At 33.0% G+C, this 2649-nt stretch carries 4 protein-coding genes; 3 read left to right on the top strand and 1 reads right to left on the bottom strand.

The annotated features are described in order from the left end of the window. Positions 1-648: hypothetical protein (locus tag FTV32_RS16435; RefSeq protein ID WP_306669950.1), on the bottom strand; the 648-nt coding region annotated here is incomplete at its 3' end. A 59-nt stretch (positions 649-707) separates the two neighbouring features. Between FTV32_RS16435 and FTV32_RS16430 the strand changes: the two genes are divergently transcribed. From FTV32_RS16430 to FTV32_RS16420, 3 genes are all read left to right on the top strand, one after another. Further along, positions 708-1415 carry a type IV secretion protein Rhs gene (locus tag FTV32_RS16430; protein ID WP_180029117.1) on the top strand — a complete coding sequence of 236 codons (708 nt, stop codon included), beginning with the start codon at positions 708-710 and terminating at the stop codon, positions 1413-1415. Between the two features lie 29 nt (positions 1416-1444). Continuing rightward, positions 1445-2215, top strand: a complete 771-nt coding sequence (locus FTV32_RS16425) for a hypothetical protein (protein WP_180029116.1) — start codon at positions 1445-1447, stop codon at positions 2213-2215. A gap of 11 nt (positions 2216-2226) precedes the next feature. Beyond that, positions 2227-2649, top strand: a 423-nt coding sequence (locus FTV32_RS16420; RefSeq protein ID WP_180029115.1) for a tetratricopeptide repeat protein, incomplete at its 3' end; no start/stop codon positions are given.

Here is a 2649-nt window from a genome sequence, read left to right as displayed (position 1 = left end):
ATCCTTCGTCTGAAAAAAGAAATCAAAGCTTTGGCTCATGAATGGATCTTGTTGACTTTGTTTTTGGTAAATGGGAGCCAGACGATTGAGATAGTAATTCATCCAATCTACTTTGTTATTAAAGGTCGCATAGTCTTTTAGATCAGTATAGAGGTTCTTTAAGTCGCTAGAAATAGCTTCAATAATGGGGTGAAACATCCATACTGTAATATTCATTGGCTGTAGTGGGCTAAGCTCATAGGGCTGTGATGGTTCAAAGCGTTGTATCGTATAAAGTTGTGCACCATGCTCAGTGTAACGAGAACAGAGTAATTTCGTGTTCTCGACTTGAAAGTAGTCAGTCCCTACTTTGAGTTCTCTTATCTGTCTAGAAATATCGAGGCATTGGGGGAGTTTAGCAATGTTTGAATGCGCTAATCTTTTAAAAAATTCTATCGATCTTGTCACCACATAGCTTTCACCTGTCCCTGTAATAATGCCTTGATCCCATGGATGAATTTTTGTGGTTTTTTTAGGATCGAATTGAGCATCACCTGTTTCTGTTAAAACAACTTGCTTATTGTCTGTAGTGACAATGATGCTATCATTCAGTTGAATCGCGATGATGAATGTCATGCTTTGGTTAAAAATCATTGAATTATTAATCATTTATATTACGCTAAATTCAGGCTCAATTTTTTATAAATTTATAAGAAATAGGTAAATCTATGGCTGGTGGATCTCAGATCATCATTAATAAAGATGGGATAACTATTATTACCCCGACAAAGTTTGAGGCTAAAGCAGGGCAGCATTTATTTAAACAAGGAAGTAAAGTCAACTTTTCGTTACCTGAAATGCCAAATGTTGTGCTTCCATATAGTAATAAATTAGATGTATACAATTTATTTAAAACTGATGAACTAAATAATATTAGCGACTTAAAATATTCAGTCGTTAGAGAAAATGGACAGTTCCAAAAAGGAAATCTGGATGAATATGGAAGAACAGAACGGATAAAATCAAATCAATCGGAAAAAGTAAAAATTTTAGTTGGTGGCGATGAATGGCATTACTATATAAATACTTTTTCAGGAACGATGGATGATGAGATTTTAATTAAGTTTGTTGATCTCATTGGTGAACCTATTGCAAATTTAGAGTTCAAACTAAGTGATGAAAATAACAAGACTATTTTCATAAATAGAACAAATAAAGATGGTGAGGCTAAATTTCTATGCAATACAGTAGAATTTCCCTTACTTTCAGTTAAATATCTTACAAAAGATGAGTTCAAGCCTATTACTAGAATAGAAAATAATTTAGTAAGGGAAATTATTCTCATTAGTCCAAAAATTCTGAAAGAAATTGAGTTATTACAAGAATCTGAAGATCCTGGTGATTATTTAAGAAGTAATTATTCAGAAAAACTTTGATTAAGACATTGCGTTAAGGAAATTATGATATGGCTGATGAATCACAAAAGGTCAATAAAAATGGCAGACCAACGCTTGTTTTAAAAAGAGAGCATCTTGATAACGTTGTATCAGGAGTATCAACTGCATCTGATTGGGCTGGGTATGTAAAAGATACTGCAGATGTAATGAAAGCACAGAATTATAATATTAGATGGGGAGCTTTACATTCTAAAAATGTTCCCTTATTGAGTAAAGAGCGTTTAAAAAAAGCTACAGAATTTAAGGTGTATAGTAGAAAGTCTTCAGGTCATATCTTTAATGGAAATCAGCATACGAGTGTTCTGAATACAAAAAAAGCTGTAGAAAAAATTGATAAAATTGGTACTAAAGGTGGAATGGTATCAGATGGGGCAGAAATAATTTTAGCAATTCATGATGAGGATGCTGAAAAATTAGCAGAACAAACATCAAAGTTGGTGCTTTCAAAAGCTGGTGAAAAAGCTGGTGAAACATTAGCACTTGGAGTTGTTGGCAGATGCACACAAAATGCTGTTCGTTCATTAGATCCGAGACAAGTTGGGGTTGGTTTAGCCCTCTGTGGTATCGCTGGCTTGTCAGTTAAGTACGGTATGAAGTCAGCTGGAGAAAATGCAGGTGAAGAAATTGGAAAAAGAGGTGAGGTAATAAAAGCGGCTGAAATATATATCAATGCTCAGAAGAAATTGAATGAAAATGCTGGGGAGGCAGAAAAGAAACGACGAGATAGAGAAATAGAAAAAGACCCTATGCTAGAATGGCAGATAAAATATTCTGACTAAGTGAATGAAAAATGAATGTAAAAAAAATAGCTTTTTTTTTAGTGTTTTTGAGTGTATTTAGTCTTAATGGTTGTACAAAGACTGTACCTCAGAAAGAAAAAAATCTTGTTCAATCAGAGTCTTTATATAAACAAGGTCAAAAATATTTTTTAGGTGATGGTGTAAAGCAAAACTTTCAAAAAGCTTTAGAATATTTTGAAAAAGCTGCAAATGAAGGTTCTGTAGTTGCTCAAAATGATTTAGCAGGTATGTACTTCAAAGGAATAGGTACACAAAAAAATGAAGCTAAAGCTTATTATTGGTTTAATGAAGCATCTAAATTAAATTCTTCTGAAGCTCAGTATAATTTAGGTGTAATGTATGACAATGGATATTATGTAGATAAAGATCGAACAAAAGCTTTAGATTATTATAACTTATCTGCAAAACAAGGA

This window comes from Acinetobacter sp. YH16032, assembly GCF_013417345.1.
Taxonomy (GTDB): domain Bacteria; phylum Pseudomonadota; class Gammaproteobacteria; order Pseudomonadales; family Moraxellaceae; genus Acinetobacter.
This window is presented reverse-complemented; position numbering and strand designations above follow the sequence as displayed.